Source organism: Natronomonas salina, assembly GCF_013391105.1.
Lineage (GTDB): Archaea > Halobacteriota > Halobacteria > Halobacteriales > Haloarculaceae > Natronomonas > Natronomonas salina.
In genome coordinates this window covers 1,162,508-1,184,651 of record NZ_CP058335.1, presented here as the reverse complement: position 1 = coordinate 1,184,651, position 22,144 = coordinate 1,162,508, and the positions used below count along the sequence as shown (strand labels likewise).

Here is a 22,144-nt window from a genome sequence, read left to right as displayed (position 1 = left end):
ACCCTTTGTTATGATTAACATTTTCGCCGGCCCTACTGTTTCATACTACCGGCGGTGCGAGGGAATGCAATTCGTAGGAGGACGATAACCGACGAATCCCCACCGGTACGGTGAGCCCACCGATCGGAGTCGGCGAGGGCCGTACCCGGTCAGTCCCCGGACGACCGACGAACGGCCCTCGAGGTGTCCTCCCCGCGTGTACCGGTAGGGGGTTCCAAACCCGACTTTGCGGGCGGTCAAGCCTCGTCTCCGTGTCACACACCGGGACGGCTACGAGCGACGAAGGCGCGAGTAAAGAGTTGCATAACAAAGCCGGGCCGACGGGAGTGCCCGCACATGAGAGAGATTTCGAACCGACTCCAGCCGCCCACGGGCCGGGGCCAGGGGTGGTCGCCGTGAGCAGTCGGGCGGACCTCGGCGACGACTGCACGATCCACGAGGGGGCGGTGGTCTCCCCGCCGGAGGTCTCCGGCGAACCGCCCCGGATCGGCGACGGCGCGACCGTCCGTTCCGGGACCATCATCTACCCGGACGTCACCGTGGGCGAGGGGCTGACCACGGGCCACGACGCGCTCGTCCGCGAGCAGACCGAGATCGGCGACGACTGCATCGTCGGGACCAAGACGGTCATCGACGGCCACACCGTCGTGGGCGACCGCGTCAGCATGCAGACCGGGGTCTACGTCCCCTCCTACACCGAGATCGGCAGCGACGTCTTCCTCGGACCGAACGCCGTCCTGACGAACGACCCCTACCCGGTCCGGACCGACGAGGACCTCGAGGGCCCCACCATCGAGGACCACGTCTCCGTCGGCGCCAACGCGACGATCAACCCGGGCGTCACGATCGGCGAGGGCTCGTTCGTCGCCGCCGGTGCGGTCGTCACCGACGACGTCCCGCCCGGACGCCTCGCCGTCGGCGTCCCGGCCGAGTCGCGACCGCTTCCCGACCAACTCGACGGGGAGAACGATATCCGATGAGCGAGACAGTCGAGAGCGGCGGGCTCTACGGGACGGCCGACGACGCCGACGAGATCGGCGAGCGGTTCGCGAGCGGGGACGTCCCAGTCGCGGTCTACGGCCTCGGGAAGATGGGCCTGCCCATCGCGTCGGTGTTCGCCGACGTCTCCGGCAACGTCACGGGCGCGGACATCGACCCCGACGTCGTCGAGTCAGTCAACGCCGGCGAGAGCCACGTCGAGGGCGAACCCGGACTCCCGGAACTCGTCTCCGAGACCGTCGAATCCGGTGCCTTCGAGGCGGTGACCGACCCGCGGGCGGCGGCCGCCGACGCGACCCTCCACGTCATCATCGTCCCGACGCTGCTGACCGACGAGAACAACCCGGACCTCGCGGTGGTCCGGGCCGTCGTCGACGACATCGCCGCCGGCCTCGACCGCGGCGACCTCGTGGTCGTGGAGTCGACGGTCCCGCCGGGGACCTGCCGCGACGTCGTCGAACCGCGGCTGGCCGAGGAGAGCGGCCTCGAGGCCGACGAGTTCGGCCTCGCCTTCTGTCCGGAACGCACCTCGAGCGGCCGGGCCCTCCAGGACATCCGCGGTGCGTACCCGAAGATCGTCGGCGGCATCGACCGGGAGAGCGGCCGCGTCGCCGCCGCCATCTACGACCGGGTGACCGACAACGACGTCATCACCGTCTCGGACGCCACCACGGCGGAGGCCACGAAGGTCTTCGGCGGCGTCTACCGCGACGTCAACATCGGGCTCGCCAACGAGTTCGCGAACTACGCCGACGGCCTCGACATCGACGTCCGAGAGGCCATCGACGCATCCAACACGAACCCCCACAGCAACATCCTCCGGCCGGGGCCGGGCGTCGGCGGCCACTGCATCCCCGTCTACCCGTACTTCCTGCTGAACCGCTTCGACGTCCACAGTCCCATCATCCAGGCGGCGCGGGCGGTCAACGACGGGATGCCGACCCACGTCGTCGGCAAGCTCGAGGGCGCCCTCGAACAGCACGGGACGGCGCTGCGGGACGCGACCGTCCTCGTACTGGGGGTCACCTACCGCGCCGGCGTCGAGGAGACCCGCAACAGCCCCGCCGTCGCCATCCTCCAGCAGCTCTCGAACGCGGGCGCGGAGACGGTCGCCGTCGACCCGATGCTCGACGACGTCGACGGCGTCGCGGAGCTGGTCTCCCAGGACGCCGCCGCCGACCGGGACCTCGACGCGGTCGTCCTCGTGACGGCCCACGAGGCGTTCGACGACTACGACTGGGACGCCCACGACGACCTCGTCGTCGTCGACACCCGCGCCGCGCTGGACGACGTCCAGTTCGACCACGACCGACGCGTGGTCGGGAGGGCCGACGGTGATTGACCTCGAGTCCGTCCTGGACATGCGCAGCGACTTCACCTACCAGGCGTACGCGGACCTGCTCGACGCCGCACTCGACGCCGGCTACGAGTTCGTCACCGTCCGGGAGTACCTCGGCGGCGGGTCGCTGCCCGAGCAGTTCATCGTGCTCCGCCACGACGTCGACCGGAAACCGTGGAACGCCCTGCAGATGGCCCAGATCGAGTCGGTCCGGGACGTCCCGTCGACGTACTACGTCCGCGCCATCGACAAGACGTTCAAGCCGGACCTGCTGACGGAACTGGAGGCGCTCGGCCACGAGGTCGGCTACCACTACGAGTCGATGGACGTCGCCGACGGCGACGTCGAGGCGGCCCACGAGAACTTCGAGCGGAACCTCCAGCGCTTCCGGCGGCTCGCCGATATCGACACCGTCTGCATGCACGGGAACCCCCTGTCGGCCCACGACAACCGCGACATGTGGGTCGAGGGCGCCCCCGACTGTGAGGACTACGACCTCGAGGGCGAGGCCTACCTCTCGATGGACTTCGAGGACGTCACGTACTTCTCCGACACCGGGCGCACCTGGCGGGACGGCGCGCTCAAGGTCAAGGACCACACGATGGGGGAGGGCGACAAGACGATCCAGGTCGACAGCACCTGGGAGCTCATCGGCCTCCTCCGCGACGGCGAGATCGACCGCGCCTGCCTGCTCACCCACCCGAACCGGTGGGCGGGGTCGGCCGCCGAACTCACCGCCGAGCGGGCCAAGGACGGCGCCATCAACGCGTTCAAGTACGGTCTCCACTACGCGCCGATCGACCTGGCGGACGACGCCGGGGACGACTCGGCCGAACCGAACGTCGGCTGAACCATGCGGGTCCAGTTCGACATCGCACACCCGGCCCACGTCCACCTGTTCAGAAACGCCGTCACGTCGCTGGCAGCCGACGGCCACACGGTGGCGGTCACCTCACGGGAGAAGGAGATGACGACGGACCTGCTGGACGCCTACGACATCGAACACACCGTCCTCTCGACGCGCCGGACCGGGACGCTCGGGACCGTCGGCGAGTGGGGAGCCCGGGAGGTCCGGACGATCCGGTTCGCCCGGCGGTTCGACCCCGACGTCGTCGTGAGCCGCCTCGTCCCGACCGCCGTCCACGCCGCGAAGGCGGCCGGCGCCGCCAGCGTCGTCTTCGCCGACACCGAGAACGTCGAGACGGTCGCGCGGGTCACCACGCCGCTCGTCGACTACTTCTGCACGCCGGAGAGCTACCAGAAGGACTACGGGCGAGTCCACCGCCGCCACCCGGGCGTCCAGGAACTCGCCTACCTCCACCCCGACCGGTTCACGCCGGACCGGGACCTGCTCCGCGACCACGGCGTCGACCCCGACGAGCCGTACTTCGTCCTCCGCTTCGTCGCCCAGGACGCCCACCACGACGGCGAGCGGGCGGGACTGCGCGCGGGGACGAAGCGCGACCTCGTCGACGCCCTCTCGGAGCTCGGGACCGTCTACGTCTCCTCCGAGGGAGACCTCCCGCCCGGACTGGACGGCCACGAGATCCCGGTCCCGCCGGCGGACATCCACCACCTGCTTGCGGAGGCGGACGTCCTGGCGACCGACTCCGGGACGATGGCCATCGAGGCCGGGCTCCTCGGAACGCCCGCCGTCAGGTACGAGTCGCCGGCCAACGAGGGCGTCCTCGGCGCGCTCGTCGAGGTCCAGTCGCGGGGGCTGGTCGATCTCGCCACCGAGGACGCGGCACTGCGGGACCGCACCCTCGAACTCGCCGAGTCCGGCGACGCCGGAGCGGAGTGGACCGAGAAGCGCGACGCCTATCTCGAGGACGCGATAGACGTGACCCAGTACATGCTCGACGTGGTCGAGGAGGCCGCCCATGAGTGACGACGCCCACCTCCGGCCCGACGTCCTGGACGACCACAGCTTCGCGCTGTGTCTCTCCCACGACGTCGACCGGCCGTACAAGACCCACCAGGCGCTGTACTACGCCGTCCGGGACCGCGACCCCTGGCACCTCACGTCGCTGCTGCCCGGCCGGAACCCCTACTGGACCTACGAGGACGTGATGGACCTTGAGGACGACCTCGGCGTCCGGTCGGCCTTCTACTTCCTCGACGAGCAGCGGTTCTTCGACCGGCCGGTCCGGGAGTGGTTCAGCCCGGAGACGGTCCAGCTGTACGCCGGCCGGTACTCGCTGCGGGACCCGGCCGTCGTCGACCTGATCCACGAACTCGACGGCGGCGGGTGGGAGATTGGCCTCCACGGTTCCTACGAGTCCTACCGGGACGGCGACCGACTCGCCGCCGAGAAGCGCCGCCTCGAGGGGGTCCTGGGCCGCGAGGTCGTCGGCACCCGCCAGCACTACCTCAACCTCGACGTCCCGGAGACCTGGTACCTCCAGCGCGAGGCGGGCCTGGAGTACGACGCCTCGCTCGGCACCGCGACCGACCCCGGCTTCGAGCACGGCTACACCGTCCAGCGCCCCTTCGACGACGAGTTCGTCGTCTTCCCCGTGAACCTGATGGACGTCGCGCTCCCGAGCGAGGGGGACCTGGCGGGCGCCTGGGAGACCTGCGAGGCCCTCCTGGAGGAGGCCCGCGAGAACGACGCCGTGATGTCCGTCGACTGGCACCCGCGGTCGTTCAGCGAGCGGGACTTCCCGAACTACCGGACGCTGTACTGCCGGCTCGTGGAGCGCGCCCTCGAGATGGGCGCCTGGGTCGGCCCGCCCGGCGAACTGTACGAGACGCTCGACCACCCCGCGACCGACGATCCGACGGTCGAGGCTGGGGCGGTCGACGGCGGACGGGGGTGAGGGATCGACCATGGCTACCGAGACGACCGACCCGGACGACGACGAACTGCTCGCCCTCCTGAACCGCGCGTTCGACGGCTGGGGGTCCGCGGCGTACTTCGACTGGAAGTACGGCGACTTCCCGGGGTACGACCCGGCGACCGACAACTTCGTCGTCACGAACGACGACGGCGAGGTCGTGGCCGCCCGCCGAGTCTTCCAGCGGGAGCTCCGGACGCCATCGGGGACGGCGACGGTCCACGTCCACGGCGGCACCGCCGTCGACGAACCCTACCGCGGCCGCGGCCACTACTCGGAGCTGCTCGAGCGGTCGATGGCCCACAGCCGCGAGCACGCCGACCACGTCGTCACGTTCAACCGGGCCGGCAAGATCACGACGGAGCACCACGAGAAGAACGGCTGGCGGAAGGTGACGCTGCCAGTCCACACGCGGGTGCTCTCGCCGTCGCGCGTCCTCGCCCACTACGTGCTGGACCGCGACCTCGCGAGGACGGCCGCGGACTACGTCGCCCCGCTGGACCGGCGGTTGACCCGGTCGGACGCCGTCTCGAAGCTCATGGCGAGGGCGGCCGACGTCGTGTACGGCAGCGGTGACGTGGATCAACCCGGCGGTGACGAGAGTACCGCCGGAGCCTCGACGCCGGGGTCCGAAGGACGGTTCGAAGTCTCGGTCGTCGACGGGCGCAGCCTCCCCGACGACCTCGTCGAGGAGCTCGCGGCACACCTGCGGGACGATATCGACGTGCCGTACCACTTCCGGCGGTCGGCCGAGACCATCCGCCACGCCGGGCGCTACCCGGACGCCAGCGTCTACGTCGCCCGCGACGCCGACGGCGACCTCCGGGACTTCCTCGTGGCGGGCGCCCTCCGGAAGGACGGCTTCACGGAGTACCGGGTCGTCGAGCAGACGTGGTCGGACCCGGCGGCGGCGACACGCCTCTTCGAACGACTCGAGACCGACGCTCGCCGGGCCGGCGCCGACGTGATCGTCGCCTGCTCGGAGCGCCGCCCCGGTTCGAACTGGGTCAGCCTCGGCACCGAGTACATGATGTGGCCGCCCGACTTCGCCGACCGCGACCTCCCGGAATCGCCGGCGAGCTGGCGGTTAACCGCCTACGACGTCCTCTAATCGACCCCTAACGGCCGGTGCGGTTCCGCAGGAGGGAGATAACGAATAGGACAGGTCGACTCCGACCGCCAGATGCAACTCGAACGACTGTCGCTCTCCGAGTGGGGGGATTCCCTCCCGGATCGGGGTTTCGAGCCGTTCCACGCGCCGGAGGCCCTCGACGTCCTCGACGACCACGTCGCCGGCGATCTCCTCTTGCTGGGCGCCTTCAAGGGCGACCGGCCGGTCGCGCTCCTGCCGATCTTCGAGCAGACGAAGTCCGTCGGCCGGGCGCTCGTCTCGCCGCCGCCCGGGCGGTCGGTCTCGCGGCTCGGCCCGGTCCTGATGCCGGCGAGCCCCAAGCGGAGCAAACACGAGAAGCTCAACCGCGAGTTCGCGGAGCTCGTCCTCGAGGAACTGGACGCAGAGGACTCGACGACGCTGCTGCGGATGACCGGCAACACCGAGTTCAGCGACCCGCGGCCCTACGTCTGGGCGGACTACGACGTCGAGACGCTGTGGACCTACCGCCTCGACGTCGGCGACCAGTCGCCCGACTCGCTGCTGAAGGACGCCAGCAAGAGCCTGCGGCGGGAGATCGGCGACGCCCGGGACCTCGACGTCACCGTCCAGCGGGAGGAAGACGACCTCGACGGCGCCCGCAGCGTCTACGAGGAGACCCGGAAGCGCTACGCCGAACAGGGCCGCACGCTCTCGCTCTCCTGGGACTACGTGAGCGACATGGTCGAGGCGATGCTCGAGAACGACCGGGCCCGGGTCTACGTCGCCCGCGACGCCGAGGGCCGGTTCCTCACCGGCATCACCGCCATGTACTCCAACGACGCCGCCTACTTCTGGCAGGGTGGCGTCCGCAGCATCCACGAGGGCGTCGCCATCAACAGCCTCGTCCACTGGAACATCGTCGAGGACATCGCCGAGGACCCGCCGCGTGACTCGGTGGACACCTACGACCTGCTGGGCGCCAACACCGAGCGGCTCTGCAAGTACAAGGCCAAGTTCGGCTCCGAGCTGACGCCGTACTACCGCGTCGAGACCGGGGGCGTCAAGATGGCCGCGGCGAAGAAGGCCTACGAACTGGTCGCAAGGTGAGATCCATGCGGGTACTCAGCATCGTGACGAACGGCGAGGCGCGGTTCTACAAGCAGCAGGTCCGCGGCCTCCGCGAACGCGGCGTCGAGGTCGACTCCGTGGAGATCCCCGGGAACCGCCCGGAGCACACCGACAACCCCGAGCGGCGCTCGCCGGCGAACTACGTCCGGTTCTACGCCGACGTGTTCCGCCGGTCGTTCGACGACTACGACCTCCTCCACGCCAGCTACGGGCTGACGGCGCCGCCGGCGGTCCTCCAGCCGAACCTCCCGGTCGTGCTGACGCTGTGGGGCAGCGACATGCTGGGCCACATCGCGCCCCTGAGCTGGCTCTGTGCGCGCGGCGCCGACGAGGTGATCGTCCAGTCGACGGAGATGGCCGAGAAGCTCGGCCGGTCATGTACGATCCTCCCGCACGGCATCGACACCGAACGGTTCGAGCCGATGGACCGAACGGAGTCCCGCGAGGCGATAGGCTGGGACCAGGACCGCTACCAGGTCCTGTTCCCCTACTCGCCCGACCGCGACGTCAAGGACTACCCGCGCGCCGAACGGATCGTCGAGGCGGCCGACGAGCGCCTCGAGAGGCCGGTCGAACTCCAGACGATCACCGGCGTGCCCCACGAACGGATGCCGCTGTACATGAACGCGGCCGACGCGCTCCTGCTGACGTCGAAGCGGGAGGGCGGCCCCAACGCGGTCCAGGAGGCCATGGCCTGCAACCTGCCGGTGGTGGCCACCGACGTGGGCAACGCGGAGATGCACCTCCGGGACGTCGAGCCCTCGGTCGTCTCCGACCACGACGAGGAACTCGTGGACGGGCTCGTCGACGTGCTCTCGGGCGGCGAGCGATCCAACGGACGACGCATCATCGAGCAGTACGACCTGGAGTCGCAGGTCGACGAACTCCACCGGATCTACCAGCGGGCGGTGGACGATAGTTAATCTATAACGAAGTCCGCCGACGGACTCGAAGACCGGCATGGAGGGGTCACCGTCCGACGCTTCGTCAGCGGTCGACGCAGACAGGGCAGTCCGGTTCGACACGTCGAGCTACGAGCGGCTGCTCCGGCGGGTGCGGGACGCTGGACGGGGGTTCGTCACCTTCGACGACCGGGAGCAGGGGGTCACGCTCCACCACGACGTGGTGCTCTCCCTGGATCGCGCCCTCGCGATGGCACGGCTCGAGGCGACGCTCCGCATCGAGGCGACGTACTGCGTCCCCCTGGACGCGCCGGTCCACACCACGGCCTCGGTGACGTTCGCCCAGACTGTCCGGACGCTCTCGCAGCTCGGCCACGACGTCGGCCTGCAGTTCCAGCCGCACCTCCACTGGGACGATCTCCCGGGCGACGCGGCCATCCGCCGACGGATCCACGACCGCAGGGAGGTCCTGTCTCGGTTGCTGGACCGGCCGGTCGAGGTCGTCTCCTTCCAGCAGCCGACAGAGCGGCTCCGGACCCTCGAGCTCGACGGGGCGGTCAACGCCGCCTCCCCGCCCGAGGGGGTCTCCGAGTACCGCTGCGTCACCGATCGCGACTGGAAGGAACGCGACCCGTTCCGCGAGGGCGTCCCGGAGCGGTTCCGTCTGCTGGTTCGGCCCGGGCTGTGGCACCCGGTCGAGCGGAGCGAATCCGAGATACGATCCGACTACCGCCAGGCCGCCTACGAGCGGGTCGACGAGTACTTCGAGTCGGTCGCCTCGTCGCCGTCGGTCGATTAATCGGGGGTTTTTGGAGACGGTAAGTGGTAGGAATGCTATTACAAAGGCTCCAATCACGCTCTTTTGGGGTATGGAGATCGACACCGATCGGATGCCGACGGACCGGACGGTACTCGTCACCGGCGGTGCGGGATTCGTCGGCAGCCGACTCGCCGAAGCACTCACCTCGCGGAACGAGGTGCGCGTCCTCGACAACTTCTCGACCGGCTCGCGGGCCAACGTGCCGCCGGACGCCGACGTCCTCGAGGGGAACGTCCGCGACGGGTCGACCGTCGTCGACGCGATGGACGGCGTCGACCTCGTCTACCACCTGGCCGGCCTCGTCGGGGTCCCGGGGTCCCTCGGGTCGCCGGGCGCGAGCAGCGACGTCAACGTCGGCGGCACCGTCCAGGTCCTGGAGGCCGCCCGACGGTACGACGTCCGGGTCGTCACGGCCTCGAGCGCCGCGATCTACGGCGACGCGACCGACGAGGCGATATCGGAGGACGCGGAGAAGGAGCCGACGTCGCCCTTCGGGGCCGACAAGCTCGCGGCCGACAACTACGCCCGGATCTACGCCGACGCCTACGACCTGCAGGTGGTCCCCCTCCGGTACTTCAACGTCTACGGCTCCGGGCAGAACCCCGAGTACAGCGGCGTCGTCGACGCCTTCCTGAGCCGGGCCATGGCGGACGAACCGCTCGTCGTCCACGGCGACGGCGAGCAGACGCGGGACTTCGTCCACGTCGACGACGTCGTCCGTGCGAACCTCGCGGCCGGAACGACCGACCACACCGGCGTCGCCTACAACGTCGGCTCGGGCCGGAGCGTGAGCGTCCGGGAGCTGGCGGAGGTGGTGGTCGACCTCGTCGACGCGGACGCGCCCATCGAGCACGGGCCCGCCCGACCCGGGGACATCCGCCACAGCGAGGCCCGGATCGACCGCGCGAAGCGGCACCTCGGGTTCGAACCCCGGATCGACCTCCGGGAGGGACTCGAGACGATGGTCGCCGACCGCGTCCCCGTCCCCCGGGCCTAAGGGACCACTAACTACGTCCGCCAGCGCGTACGTCCCACCCGTGTCACGGTCCTGCCGTCCGGGGTTCGATGCGGCCGGGGGTGCCGCGTGGTTCGGTGACGTGCGTCCAGCCGAGGCGAGGCGACGTCGGTCGCCGCACCGATCGGCCGGTCAGGAGCCTCTGCTGCCGTCGGCGTTCGAACGTCCACTACGCGGCGGGTGGTCGGCGTGAGCGGCATGGACAACGTCTTCCAGCGGTTCTTCTCCATCTTCGGCGCGAAGGTGATAACGACGATCACGGCCATCGTCTCCACGCCGCTCATCGTCCGGTTCCTGGGCGCCGAGGACTACGGGAACTACGCGGTCCTCCTCTCGATCTTCAGCCTCTACATGATCCCCGTCAGCTCCGGGGTCACGGAGGGGATCCAGAAGTTCGTCGCGGAGCAGCGGGAGACGGAGAACTGGCGAGGGGGCGTCATCCGGTTCTACCTCGGGTTCGCCACCGCCATCGGACTCGTCGGAGTTGGGGTCCTGCTCGTGGTCAACGCCCTGGGGATCCCCCGCCGGATCTTCGGCGAGGGGTTCACGCTGTACTTCAATCTGCTGGCGACGATGGTGCTGGTGACGCAGTTCAGTTCGATGTCGATGCGCACCGTCCTCGGGTTCGGCCTCGAGCCGATCTCCGAGTCCCTGAAGGTCACGAAGAAGCTCGTCCTCGTCGGGCTCGGGCTCGGCCTCGTCGCCGCCGGCTTCGGCGTGACGGGGATGCTCCTCGGCCACATCGTCTCGAGCCTGCTCGTCGCCGTCGCCGCCGGCATCGTGGTCGTCCGGAAGGTGTCGCTGTCGGCGATCCTGAAGGGGACGCCGTCCTCGTTCCCCTACCGCGAGGTCCTCTCGTTCAACGGCCTCAACATCGTCCTCGTGACGCTGGTGATGTCGCTGTTCCACGTCGACGTCATCATGCTCCGGACGCTCGTCGACAGCGAGACGACCGGCTACTACAAGGCGGCCCTGCAGCTGGCGGAGTACGTCTGGTTCGTCCCCATCGTCCTCCAGACGCTGCTGCTCCACTCGACGTCGAACCTCTGGAGCGAGGACCGGACCGAGCAGATCACCGAGATCGCGACCCGGGTGACGCGGTACACGCTGTTGCTGGTGGCGGTGATGGCCATCGGCCTCGCCGCGCTCGCCGACTCGTTCGTCCCGCTGTACTACGGCGACGAGTTCTCCGTGTCGGTCGTCCCCCTGCTCCTGCTGCTCCCGGGTACCGTCGGCTTCGCCATCGCGCGCCCGCTCCAGGCGATCAGCCAGGGCTCCGGACAGCTCCGGACGCTCATCGTCGCCACCGCCGTTGCGGCCGGGTCGAACCTGGTCCTGAACGGACTGCTCATCCCGCTGTTCGGCATGCGAGGGGCGGCCGCCGCGACCAGCGCGAGCTACGGGTCGATGTTCCTGCTGTTCGTCTGGGCGGCCTGGCGCATCGGCTACGACCCGCTGGCCGACTTCCGGGCGCCGCGGATCGTCGCGACGGTGGCCGTCTCCGCGCCGGTCATCTTCGCTGCCGATCACCTCATCGCCGGCGACATCGTCTCGCTGGCCGTGGTCCCGATCCTCGGCGGGGTCACCTACCTGGGGGTCGCGCTGGCCACCGGGGCACTGAGCTACGACGAGACGATCGACCTGCTGTCCAAGGTCCCCGGCCCCGTGGGCCGGGTCGCCCGGGCGCGACGGTCGTAGCGAGGCTCGGCCGCAGGTTCAGAACTGCAGGTCCGACGGAATCCCCTGGTGGACGCCGGCCTCCCTCACCCGCTCGACACGCTCCAGAGGGAACTGTTCCGGGGACGTCGGCCGCTCCAGCAGCCCGAGGACCAGCCCGACCAGCAACGTGAGCTTGTAGAGGACGTAGCCGGCGGCGTCGACGACGCCGTCGCGCTCCGAGGCGATCTTCCGGAACCCGAGCGCCGAGCCGAGGAGCCACGGCAGCACGCCGACGCCGGTCGCCAGCGAGAGGACGCCGAGACCCAGCCAGCCGCCGATGACGAGCCGGAAGCGCATCCGGTAGACGTGTTTGGCCACCAGCTGCGGCGAGGAGAGCGACCGCCTGATGGCCTGGCCGTTGCCGCGGGAGTAGCCGTTCCGCCAGCGGCGGAGCGTCTCCGTGATGACGTCGGAGCCCGGGTGGCGGGCGGAGACCGTCGGAACCCGCAGCAGACGGTAGCCCGCGGCGTTCAGCTCGAGACCGAGCTGGACGTCCTCGAGGGACTCGAGGTACGGGTCGAAGCCGCCGACGGCCGCGAGCGCGTCGGCGTCGTAGAGGGCGACGCCCCGGACCGACTCGCGCTCCACCAGGGTGGCGTTCTCGGGCACCTCGTCGAGGTGGCCGTCGACGGCGGCGACGTCCTCCTCGCGGAGGTGGGCGACCGCCTCCGGGAGCCAGTCGGCGGCGACCTCCATGTCGCCGTCGACGAAGAGGAGCGCGTCGCCGTCGGCGTGGTGGGTCCCCACGTATCGGCCAGCGGCGGGCGTACACAGGTCCTCATCGGGGATCTGCAGCACCGTGACAGGGTAGTCGGCCGCCAGTTCGACCGTCGCGTCCGTGGAGTTCGAGTCGACCAGGATCACCTCGTAGGTCCCGACCGCGTCCGTCGACGCGCACGCCCGGAAGACGGACTCCAGGCACGCTTCGACGTGGTCTTCCTCGTTGTAGGTCGGGACGACGACCGAGAGCGACACCTCGTCGGCATCGCGATCCGTGGCCGCGTCCCCCTGCGTGAGCGGCGCTCCGGATGTACGCTCCATCTATCGGGACCGGGTGGCCTGCAGTGATTGTTATGTCCGTCCTATGACCGCCTGCCCGCGAGGTGTTGCGAAGAAGAGTTCGGGGCGATACCCGAGTGTGACCGGGACTGCTCCGGTGTCGCGTTACCGGGGGCAGCCGATGTCGCTGGCCGGCTCGCTGCTACCGAGGTGGTTGTTCGACCACTCCATGTTCTGCCAGTCGTCGACGTACGCCTGGACGATCGCCTCGTCGGTGAAGTTCGCGGGGTCGTCCCGCGGCGGGTTCGGGTTGTAGAACCAGTTGTCCTCGATGAGCGCGACGTCGCTCGGGACGCCGCGGATCACGACCGCGGGGAACTCCTTGGACCCGCCGTTGACGTGGCCGACGGCCTCGACCGTGTTCCGGTAGATGTGGATGCGGTCGCCGCCCGGCCGGTGCATGTCGAAGATGTGGCCGATCGTGTCCGGTCCGACGTGGTTGTAGCGGGCGGTGTACCCGCCGCCGCCCGAGCCGGCGATGGCGTGGCGGTTGTAGTTGAAGTAGTTCCACTCGATGACGGGGTGTCCGCCGCTCATCACGACGCCGTAGCCGAGGCCGGCCCGGGGCGTGTGGTGGATGTGGTTGTGGTGGATGTGCGGGGTGTTCGAGCTGGCGTTCACGCCGGCGTAGGCGAAGCCCCAGATCTCGCAGTTGTCCACCTCGACGTCGCTGCCGGTGACCCTGACGCCCGTGCCGGTGGGGTAGGAGTCGTCGCCGCGCGGGTCGAAGTAGCTGTAGTACTTGCCCTGGATGCGGAGGCCGGTCACCCGACCGCCCCGGCGGACGTTGATCATCTTGGTCTCCCGGTCGGTCCGGATGAGGCCGCCCGGCGCGTCGTCGATACCGCGGTTGGAGGCCAGCGTCACGCCGCTGGGCACCGTGAACGTCGACCCTCCGATGTCGATGGTGGCGTTGCCGGCGACGTAGACGATGTCACCGCTGGAGGCCGAGGACAGCGCGTTGCCGAGCTCGGACTTGGTGTCGACGACGTAGTCCGCCTGGCTCCGGCCGACGAGCGAGTCGTACCCTCGACCGCCGCCGACGGGACCGCCCTCGACGATGTCGCGGGTCTGCGGTTCGTCCTCGCCGACGAGCTCCCAGGCCGTGACCTGCTCGTCGTCGAGGTAGAGCGCGAACTCGCCCTCCTGGGGCCAGAACTCCTCGACGCCGCCCTTGAAGTCGAAGGCGTCGCCGTAGTCGTTGCCCGTGAGCCCGTCGACGGTGCAGCTACCGTCGTGGTTCTCGCTGATGGCGTCGTAGTTCGGTTCCGCGGAGTTGTCGCCGTTGTCGGTGACGGGCTCGACGGTGTCGGTCGTCTTGAAGGTGTAGTCGATCTCGGCGTTCTCCGGCGCGTAGATCTCGAGTCGTCGGGTCGGCTTCTCGCCCTGGAGGACGTCCTCCAGGCCGGTGTCGGAGCCGTTCCAGGTGAGCCGGAAGTCCGTCTCGGGGACGTAGTGGTCGCCGGTGTCGACGGCGTTCCACTCGACGAGCTTGCCGGCGACCGTGTAGGAGTCGGCGCCCTTGGGGCCGACCTGTCCTTTGACGCGGTAGAGGTCGCCGTCCTGGGTGATGTTGTCGTGGTCTTCGACGCTGTCGTGGGGGGTGACCTCGCCCTCGACGGCGAACTCGTAGTACATCGCCGGAGTCTCCTCGGTGGAGTGGACGCCGAGGACGTACGTCTTGCCGCCGATCAGCACGTCGTCGAGGCCCACCGCCTCACCGTCCCAGTAGAGGTCGAAGCGGGACTCCGAGACGTAGTCGTCGTTCGCGTCGACGGCGTTCCACTCGACGAGCTTCCCCGGGACCTCGTAGGAGTCGGTCCCCTTGGGGCCGACCTGTCCTTTGACGCGGTAGAGGTCGCCGTCCTGGGTGATGTTGTCGTGGTCTTCGACGCTGTCGTGGGGGATGACCTCACCCTCGACGGCGAACTCGTAGTACATCGCCGGGGTGTCGGCGTTCGACGCGATCTGGAAGACGCTGGGTTCGACCTGCTGTGGGGGTTCCTGCCCGGTCAGCTCCGTCAGCGTGACCTCCTCGCCGTTGAGGAACAGCGTGTACTCGCCCTCGACGGGCTGGAACTCCAGGGGCTCCCCCCAGAAGTCGTAGGCGTCGCCGTAGCCGTTCCCCGTGTAGCCCGACGCGGTCCAGCTACCGTCGTCGTTCTCGACGACGGAGTCGTTGTACGCCTCCGCGGCGTTGTCGCCGTCGCCGGTGACCTTCTCGACGCGGTCGGAGGCGGTGAAGGAGTACTCGACCTCGCTGGCGGAGACGATCTCGAGGCGGTCGGCCGCGACGTCGCCCTCGTCGCCGTACTCGATCGAGACCCCGGCGTCGCCCTTGACGTCGAGGTAGGTGAGGCTGCCGGCGAAGTGGTAGACGTCCGCGTCGCGGTGGACGGACCCTCTGACGCGGCCGTCGGTGACCGAGTCGTTCCGCTCCTGCGTGGCCGCTCCCTGTTCGGGGTCGACGCCCCCGGAGACCTCGAACTCGTAGGTGGACTTCCCGTTCGAGACGGTCCCGTCGAAGGTGATCTTGTTCGGGTAGTCCCCGGTTGCGGCCGCCCCACCGGCCGCGCCGGCACCTGCGCCGGCGACGATCCCTGCTCCCGTAAGCTGGATCATCCGACGCCTGCTCAGACGCCCCCCGTCACCAGCTGCTTGTTCCTCGCTCCCGTTATTGTTACCATTCCGTTCTGGCATGGCGCGGTATCGAGGACTTACCTTTAAACCGATTTTTACGGAATAACGAGATATTAGTAGATACACGTGTGGCGAAGATTGATATGTGTATTACTTACTTCTAGTTGATGTCATTTACGTGTGATTGGCTAGAGAGCAGCCGCCCGCGCGATATCGCCGATTTCGCCCGGGTTAAGGACTCATTACCGGGCGTATAGCGCGAGCAAGTGGTCTCGATAGGTGGTCATCTGACCCGGTGCGCGGGGGGACGCGCCCGTCGGTCGACGATGGAGTGTGCCGACGGTGTGGTGACCGAACGTGACGGCGAGAACGACAGAGTGGCTGTCGGACCGAAGCGAGAAGGGAGCCCGCTCGACCCCTCAGATAACGTAGCCCGGGATGACGTCGTCGGCTTCGACGGCGGCGTCCTCGCCGTAGAAGTTGTCCCGGAACGAGACGTTCCGCCACGCCGTCTCGGTCGGCTGGATGATCGCCTCCGCGGTCCAGGAGCCGGCGGGACTGCTGTGCGGCTCGTTCGGGTTGAAGAACCAGTTCTCGCGGACGTCGTAGGACTCGTCCGGGACGCCGCGGACCTGGATGGCCTGCAGCGGGCCGTGACGACCCCGGATGTCGTCGACCGCCTCGACGATGTTGTTGTGGACCGTCGAGCGGACGCCGCCGGGTCTGTGGACGTCGATGGCGATGCCGGCGGCGCCGCTGCCGAAGTGGTTGTACCGGACGGTGTAGCCGTGGTGGTCGCCCGACGAGGCCACCGAGTGACGGTTGTACTCGAAGTAGTTCCACTCGATGATCGGGTGGCCGTCCACGGTGACCACGCCGTACCCGAGTCCGTCGCGCGCGTTGTGGTGGACGTGATTGTGGTGGACGTGGGCGTCGCCGCGCGCGTAGATGGCCGCGTAGGCGAACCCCCAGACCTCGCAGTTGTCGATCACGACGTCCTCTCCGAGGGCGCGGAGGCCAGATCCCCGTGCGTACCAGCTGGGATCGAAGAACTCGTCGAAGGGACCCTCCAGTCGGAGGCCGGTCACCCGAGCGTCGTCCTCGACGTCGACGACGTCCGTCTCGGAATCGGTGTGCAGGTGGCCGCCGGCCGCGCCGTCGATGCCACGGTCCGAAGCCAGGGTGACGCCGTCGGGGACCGTGAAGGTGTGGTCGGCGAGGTCGATGCTCGCGTCGCCATCGACGTACACGACGTCGCCGCTGGTCGCCGACGCCAGTGCCTGGTCCAGTTCCTCACGGGTGTCGACCACGACGTCGGCCGCCTCCGGGGGAACGACCGCGTCGTAGCCGTCGCCGCCCCCGAGCGGCCCGCCGTCCGCCGTCGCCTCTTCAGCACTGTCCCCGGCGTGGTCGTCCGCCGAGGCGGTGCCGGAGGCAACTGCGCCGGCCGCGAGGGCCGTCCCCGAGAGCTGCAGCATCCGCCTCCGGCTGAACCGGCCGGCTGCCCCTTCGTTTACGGTCGCCGTTACGTCCTTACTGGTATCCTGCCGTACTGGCATGGGGCGGTATCTATACCTTACTCATAAACCGGTTTTCACGGCATGGGTGCCGATAGTGAGGGAAACCGACCGGGTAGCTCACTTTCCGTCGGGTTACGTGGTGGTTACTGTCGCGTTTTGCCGGGTGGCACTATCGTCCCCTTCGACGGCTGTACCGGCGTTTACCGCCGAGTAAGAACATCTTACCGGCGGAATCGGGAGCGAATCGTCAACCAGATGACTTCCCAGCCTGATCGCGCGCGGCCGCCGAACCCCATGCTGAGCCCGAGTGCTGGCCGCCCTCGTGCTCGGGCCCGACTCCCGCGCGGACGGAGTCCAGCATTGGCCGATCCGGAACCGAACAGGGAACTCCCCCGTTCGCGGGTGTGTCAACGCCTGACTCGGTAATCCGTCGGTTGCCGTCGCCAGGTGGACTTCCACTCCGGCCCCGGCCGGAAATAGGTCGGATATAACAATCACCGCCTTGGCTCTACGTCGGGGAAAGACAGTGGTGAGAATGTACGATGCTATCTGACGAACGTCCCCACGCTACTCTCGGGGCCCGCTCTGTATCCGCTCCTCCGACGAACCGTCTCGCGCTCGGACGGGGGCGCCCGCGATGAGCACCCAGAGCCGCCTCCAGCGGTTCCTCAGTACGGACAACATCGACCTCACGCTCGCGAAGCTCGGGATCGTCTTCTGTCTCCTGCTGTTGGGCCTCCGCCTGTTCGCCTCCCAGGTACTGCTCCTCGTCATCCCCCTGGCCGCGGGGACCGCGTGTACGATCTACGTCGCCACCCGCCGTCGGCGATCGAGGGCGCTGGCCTTCCCGGCCTTACCCGGCGGGGTCATCGGGTACTTCCCAGCGTTCGTCTTCCTCGGCCTGGCCGTGATCGTCGCCGGGATTCGGATCGCGGGCCACCGGACGGGGGTCGTCTACCTCCTGACCGGCCTCGTCGGCGCGCTCATCCTGGTACAGATACTGCTCGCCGAGGACGGCCGGATCGCCCCCGGGCAGGTGCTGTTCCAGATCCTCGTCGCGGCCGTCGTCATCCGGATGTCGGTGCTGTTCATGACGCCCGGCTACATCGGCGTCGACGGCTGGACGCACATCCCCAACCTCGTCGCGAGTATCGCCGAGTCCGGCACCATCGCCTCGATGGAGGGAACCAAGTACATCCTCGCCCCGTTCTACCACGCCATCGGCGCCGTCGGCGCGACGGTATTCGGGACCCCGCGGGCCGGAACCTACCTGACGGTCGGACTCCTGATCCCGCTCTCGTCGATGCTCGTCTACGGGACGGCGAAGCTGCTGATTCCCGCGCGGTGGGCGCTGCTCGCGACCGCCCTCTACGCGTTCTCCGACCAGTTCATCCGCTGGGGCATCCACGTCATCCCGACCGGCCTCGGGCTGGTCTTCTTCCTCGGGACGCTGTACTGTGTCACGAAGGTGTTCTTCACCGACGACCGCCGGATCGTCGCCCTCATGCTGCTGTTCAGCCTGGCGACGATCTTCACCCACCAGGTCTCGACGGCCATCGTCCTCGTGTTGCTGGGCATCGCGGCGTTCGTCTCCGCGTCCCTGAGCGTGACGGGCAACCGGCCCGCCGACGCCACCGCGAACAGCACCCCCGCGCTCGTGGGTACCTTCGGTATCAGCGTGGTCGTCACGCTCGTCACGTGGGCCGTCACGCCGTGGTCCGGCGGGAGCATCTTCCTGTGGCGGATGCTCGACTTCCTGTGGATGACGCTGACCGAGTCGGCCGGCTTCCTCAACCTCGCCGGGGGCTCCGGGGGCACACCGGAGGCCGGTCGGGCCGGCCAGACGACCGGGCTCATCGCGGAGCTCATCCCCTACATCGAGGAGTTCGGCTTCGCGCTGCTGCTGCTGATCACCGTCCTCGGCGGGCTGGTGATGCTCCGGAAGGACGAACCGACCGACATCGCGATGACCTACATCCTCACCGCGGGCGTGATGTTCGTCATCGTCTTCGGCCTCACCCTGTTCGGCATCCGGACGCTGCTGCCCGGCCGCTGGAACGCCTTCATGTACGCCCCGATGGCCATCATCGGCGCCGTCGGCCTCTACTACATCTCCCAGAACGCGTCCCGGAAGGTCATCCTGGCCGTCTTCGTCTTGCTGGCGTTCGGCTATCCGACGACGATGGTCATCACCGAGAAGGCCACGCTCGACAGTCCGGCCTTCGACGACGAGTACCCGCGGCTCTCCTACAGCGAAGCCGAGATCGCGGCCGTCGAGACGGCGGCGGTCATCCACCCGCCCGGGACGACCGAGGAGATACGGACCGACCACCCCTACCAGACGATATACGATCGCTACGGCGGGTTCAACTCCGAGCCGGCCGTGCTGAACGAGCAGGGGCCGATCAACGACGCCCCGACCGTCTACCGCGACTACCAGCGGACGGCACCCGCGGTAGTCCAGGAGGAGGGCGACCCGCCGACCAACAGGCGGACGAACTCGTTCTCCGGACCGTCGCAGATCTGCCCGGAGACCCGGAACCACGTCTACGGGAACAGCGACGTCAAGATATGCACCGCCTCGCCGGTGACCGGAGGTGGTGACGCATGAGGGGACGGTCCTCGCGCGGTCGCCGCGCCAGCAACGCCGGCTGGGCGCGGGACCTCGGGCTGGTCGTCGCGCTCGTCGCGATGACGAACCTGGTGCTGTTCGGCGTGGACGCGCCCGAGCCGGTCGTCTGGCTGCTAGGCGTCCCGTTCCTGCTGGTGCTGCCGGGGTACGCCATCGTCTCGGCGGTGTTCCCGGTCGACACCGGTCGGGTCCGCCGCTCCGAGGTGGCCCAGCCGTGGCACGAACCGGACCACCTCGTCCGGATCGCGCTCTCGCTGGTGGTGAGCGCGGTGGTGCTCGCTCTGGTCGGCGTCGTCCTGAGCATCGGGTCGGCCATCAGGCTCGGGCCCTCCGTCGTGGCCATCAGCGCGGTCACGCTGTTCGGCGTGGCGATCGCGGCCGTCAGGCGGCTCCGCGCCGACCCGGCGGAGCGGGCGATGCCGTTCGGCGACGAGAGCCGGTTCTGGGGGCGTCTCTCCAGCGGGTCGAACTTCCAGAACGGCGTCGCGATCTTCGCGCTGCTCCTGCTCGTCGCCACGCTCGCGGTCACGGCCGCGGCGCCCCCGCAGGGGGACTCCTACACCGAGTTCTACGTCCTCTCGGAGGACGGGAACGGTACCCTGACCGCACAGGAGTACCCCCAGACGTTCGTCTCCGGCGAGGGACAGACCCTCTACGTCGGCCTCGAGAACCGGGAGCACGAGCCGACGTCCTACGAGGTGGTAATGCAGGCGCAGGCCATCGGCGACGACGGGTCGGTGGTCATGCAACAGCAGGTCGACCGCTTCGAGGCCGACCTGGCGCACGGAGAGAACACCACCGTCGAACGGGAGGTCGCGCCGACGCTGGTCGGAGAGCGGATCCGACTGCAGCTCCTCCTGTACAAGGGGGGCGCCCCTAACGACCCGAGTTCGGGGACCGCCGACCAGACGCTCCAGATCTGGATCAACGTAGTCGAGGGGTGACCGGAGTACCACCCCTCGCTGCACTCGCGTAGGAAGCGTATTCTATCGCTTACGATTCCCCGACGTCGGTCGCCGTTCGTCCGTCGTTCAGCCCCCGGCGGGCGGGCTCCTTCTAGGTGAGACTTGCGAGCGGTGTTGAGACGGGCTGTCGACCGCGCCCTCCCGGGAGGCGGGGCGGAACGACGTCCGAGAACCACATATAAACCCTCTTCTGGCGAATCCGCGCGCGACGGATCGGTCCCCGGCCGAGGAATCGTTCGTGCGACCGTCGTAAGGGATGGCTTCGACCCCGAAAACCGCCAGCAGGCTAGCGAATCGACCCCCTGGACCCCCGCCTGCTTAACAGCGAAATAATGGGGCTAAGCAGCGTTCTATACGCGCGCCGAAACCGACTGTCCGGATAGCTGGTTCTGCTTGGCCGAGAAGACCGCTGGAGGTATCTGGACGGCTGATACGTGGTGCTTACCTGGATGGACGGACGAGGATTTTAATATACGAGGTAGGATACGTTCTCCCCACTCAACACGAGCCATGACCCGATTGAACAAACCCACGGTGGCGCCTGAATTTTCGGCGACCCGGCGGTCGGGGGCCACGTCGTGGACGGTGGGGCAGCGGTGGGTCGCTCAGGGAGACCGTAATCCCGCGGCTGCTCGCGAGTGTACCGCGTCGCAGGAATCACAGGTTCGGTAGGAACGAAGTAAACATGACATCAGTCCCAACACAGCAGCAGTCGACCCCGGAGGCGTCGCCCGACGCCGCCGACGAAGAGCCGCCGGCCGAGGAGGCGCCGCCGCAGTCGGTCCCCCTCGACGTCGTCTTCGGTATCCTGAAGAACGAACGACGGCGGCTCGTCCTCAAGTTCATGGCGGAGACGGACTCGGGGACGTCGCTCAGCGATCTCGCCGAACACATCGCCTCGATCGAGAACGACAAGCCCGCGAACGAGCTCGGCTCCCAGGAGCGCAAGCGCGTCTACGTCGGCCTCTACCAGTGTCACCTCCCCCGGATGGCCGACAGCGGCGCCATCGACTTCGACAAGAACCGCGGGACGGTCGAACCCGGACAGAACATCGACCAGTTCTACGAGTACCTCGAACAGTCGGAACCGAACCCCCGACCCTGGAGTACGTACTACCTCACCTTCTCTGCTGTCAGTATCGCGGCCATCGCGGCGTCACTGCTGTTCGTCTCGCAGTTGACGACCGCGCTCTTCGGGCTGTCTATCGTCGGATTCGCGGCGTTAGCGCTCGTCCACACCGTCCAGTCGGAGGACTGACCGGACCCGGTCCTAGGCCAGCCGATACCTGTCTTCTCCTCGACTGTTGTCAGACCTTCGGCTCGAATACCGGGGCATAACAAAGCCGTCAGAAGCGTCGACACCGGTATCAGCCGCCGACCACTCGGCGGGTTGGTGACACCATGAACCGACGCCACACACGCCGCACGATTCGCGTGGGACGGACAGCTACAGGGGCGCTCTGGGGGGAGCAC

17 protein-coding genes are annotated in these 22,144 nt (G+C 68.5%); 14 read left to right on the top strand and 3 right to left on the bottom strand.

What is annotated here, in order from left to right; translation table 11 throughout:
* Positions 1 to 395: 395 nt before the first annotated feature.
* The 11 genes from HWV07_RS06465 (at position 396) to HWV07_RS06415 (ending at position 11,834) form a co-directional block, all read left to right on the top strand.
* A complete protein-coding gene (locus HWV07_RS06465; RefSeq protein ID WP_178333518.1) occupies positions 396 to 980 on the top strand; it encodes an N-acetyltransferase in 585 nt (194 codons plus the stop codon).
* On the top strand, positions 977 to 2,341 hold the full coding sequence (locus HWV07_RS06460) for a nucleotide sugar dehydrogenase (RefSeq protein WP_178333517.1): 1,365 nt from the start codon (positions 977 to 979) through the stop codon (positions 2,339 to 2,341). Before HWV07_RS06465 ends, HWV07_RS06460 begins: the two co-directional genes overlap by 4 nt.
* A complete protein-coding gene (locus HWV07_RS06455) occupies positions 2,334 to 3,188 on the top strand; it encodes a hypothetical protein (protein ID WP_178333516.1) in 855 nt (284 codons plus the stop codon). Before HWV07_RS06460 ends, HWV07_RS06455 begins: the two co-directional genes overlap by 8 nt.
* A 3-nt stretch (positions 3,189 to 3,191) precedes the next feature.
* On the top strand, positions 3,192 to 4,229 hold the full coding sequence (locus HWV07_RS06450) for a DUF354 domain-containing protein (protein WP_178333515.1): 1,038 nt from the start codon (positions 3,192 to 3,194) through the stop codon (positions 4,227 to 4,229).
* On the top strand, positions 4,222 to 5,160 hold the full coding sequence (locus HWV07_RS06445; RefSeq protein ID WP_178333514.1) for a polysaccharide deacetylase family protein: 939 nt from the start codon (positions 4,222 to 4,224) through the stop codon (positions 5,158 to 5,160). Before HWV07_RS06450 ends, HWV07_RS06445 begins: the two co-directional genes overlap by 8 nt.
* A 10-nt stretch (positions 5,161 to 5,170) precedes the next feature.
* Positions 5,171 to 6,289 (top strand): GNAT family N-acetyltransferase, encoded by a 1,119-nt coding sequence (locus HWV07_RS06440; RefSeq protein ID WP_178333513.1) that lies wholly within the window; start codon positions 5,171 to 5,173, stop codon positions 6,287 to 6,289.
* 72 nt (positions 6,290 to 6,361) lie between these two features.
* Positions 6,362 to 7,378: a GNAT family N-acetyltransferase gene (locus HWV07_RS06435; protein ID WP_178333512.1), complete on the top strand. Its 1,017-nt coding sequence runs from the start codon at positions 6,362 to 6,364 to the stop codon at positions 7,376 to 7,378.
* A 5-nt stretch (positions 7,379 to 7,383) separates the two neighbouring features.
* Entirely contained in the window at positions 7,384 to 8,322 is a 939-nt protein-coding gene (locus HWV07_RS06430; RefSeq protein ID WP_178333511.1) for a glycosyltransferase, read from the top strand.
* Between the two features lie 37 nt (positions 8,323 to 8,359).
* Entirely contained in the window at positions 8,360 to 9,100 is a 741-nt protein-coding gene (locus tag HWV07_RS06425) for a hypothetical protein (RefSeq protein WP_178333510.1), read from the top strand.
* Positions 9,101 to 9,170: 70 nt separating this feature from the next.
* Positions 9,171 to 10,118 carry an NAD-dependent epimerase/dehydratase family protein gene (locus HWV07_RS06420; protein WP_178333509.1) on the top strand — a complete coding sequence of 316 codons (948 nt, stop codon included), beginning with the start codon at positions 9,171 to 9,173 and terminating at the stop codon, positions 10,116 to 10,118.
* A 216-nt stretch (positions 10,119 to 10,334) separates the two neighbouring features.
* Positions 10,335 to 11,834, top strand: coding sequence for an oligosaccharide flippase family protein (locus tag HWV07_RS06415; RefSeq protein WP_246279869.1), 1,500 nt, complete (start codon positions 10,335 to 10,337; stop codon positions 11,832 to 11,834).
* 18 nt (positions 11,835 to 11,852) lie between these two features.
* On the opposite strand, the gene HWV07_RS06410 is transcribed toward HWV07_RS06415, so the two are convergent.
* The 3 genes from HWV07_RS06410 to HWV07_RS06400 form a co-directional block, all read right to left on the bottom strand.
* Positions 11,853 to 12,896, bottom strand: a complete 1,044-nt coding sequence (locus HWV07_RS06410; RefSeq protein WP_178333507.1) for a glycosyltransferase family 2 protein — start codon at positions 12,894 to 12,896, stop codon at positions 11,853 to 11,855.
* 123 nt (positions 12,897 to 13,019) lie between these two features.
* Positions 13,020 to 15,536 (bottom strand): right-handed parallel beta-helix repeat-containing protein, encoded by a 2,517-nt coding sequence (locus tag HWV07_RS06405; protein WP_178333506.1) that lies wholly within the window; start codon positions 15,534 to 15,536, stop codon positions 13,020 to 13,022.
* A gap of 437 nt (positions 15,537 to 15,973) precedes the next feature.
* Positions 15,974 to 17,032, bottom strand: a complete 1,059-nt coding sequence (locus HWV07_RS06400) for a right-handed parallel beta-helix repeat-containing protein (RefSeq protein WP_178333505.1) — start codon at positions 17,030 to 17,032, stop codon at positions 15,974 to 15,976.
* Positions 17,033 to 17,711: 679 nt separating this feature from the next.
* Here HWV07_RS06400 and HWV07_RS06395 point away from each other — a divergent pair.
* From HWV07_RS06395 to HWV07_RS06385, 3 genes are all read left to right on the top strand, one after another.
* Positions 17,712 to 19,685 carry an ArnT family glycosyltransferase gene (locus HWV07_RS06395; RefSeq protein WP_178333504.1) on the top strand — a complete coding sequence of 658 codons (1,974 nt, stop codon included), beginning with the start codon at positions 17,712 to 17,714 and terminating at the stop codon, positions 19,683 to 19,685.
* A complete protein-coding gene (locus tag HWV07_RS06390; protein ID WP_178333503.1) occupies positions 19,682 to 20,650 on the top strand; it encodes a DUF1616 domain-containing protein in 969 nt (322 codons plus the stop codon). Before HWV07_RS06395 ends, HWV07_RS06390 begins: the two co-directional genes overlap by 4 nt.
* 706 nt (positions 20,651 to 21,356) lie before the next feature.
* A complete protein-coding gene (locus HWV07_RS06385) occupies positions 21,357 to 21,929 on the top strand; it encodes a DUF7344 domain-containing protein (RefSeq protein WP_178333502.1) in 573 nt (190 codons plus the stop codon).
* The last annotated feature ends 215 nt before the right edge of the window (positions 21,930 to 22,144 follow it).